A 556-nucleotide genomic window follows, 5' to 3' on the forward strand; every position below is an offset into this window, starting at 1 on the left:
CGATCTCCACGGTCACGAAGCTCTCGCCGATCGCGCGCACGGTGCCGGCGATGCCGCCGCCGGTGATCACCTCGTCGCCCACCGCCAGCTTCTCCAGCATGTTGCGGTGTTCCTTCGCCCGCTTCGGCGCGGCGGCCGGCGCCGCCGCGGCATGGGCGGGAGCGATCACGAAATCCAGCAGGTTCATCGTCGGGTCCATGAGGAGTTGGGAAGGCCCCCGCGCGCGCCGCCGGACGGGCCGGCGGGCAGGCTGGAGCAAAACAGCGGGCGATTATGCCACGGGGGCGGGCGCCGCGCCGGGGCGGTCAGCCGGCCGCCGCGGCCTTGCGGGCATGGAAGGACTCGCGGAAGGCGGCGAAGGTTCCCGCCTCGATCGCCGCGCGCATCCCGGCCATGAGCCGCTGGTAGTGCCAGAGGTTGTGCAGGGTGCCATCGCGCCGTCGGCGGTGAAGTAATGGCCGTTGCGCGCGTTGCGGGTCGGCATCACGCAGTCGAACATGTCCACGCCGCGCGCCACCGCCTCCACCAGGTCCTCCGGCCGCCCCACGCCCATCAG

At 72.8% G+C, this 556-nt stretch carries 1 protein-coding gene and 1 pseudogene; both read right to left on the reverse strand.

The features are described 5' to 3' along the window. Positions 1–187 (reverse strand): preprotein translocase subunit YajC (locus Z164_RS20465; RefSeq protein ID WP_043689949.1); only part of this gene is annotated, 187 nt, incomplete at its 3' end. 118 nt (positions 188–305) lie between these two features. Continuing rightward, positions 306–556, reverse strand: a pseudogene (locus Z164_RS21965) (tRNA-guanine transglycosylase); the annotation flags it as partial.

This window comes from Luteimonas huabeiensis HB2 (genome assembly GCF_000559025.1).
In the GTDB taxonomy this organism is placed as follows: Bacteria; Pseudomonadota; Gammaproteobacteria; order Xanthomonadales; family Xanthomonadaceae; genus Luteimonas; species Luteimonas huabeiensis.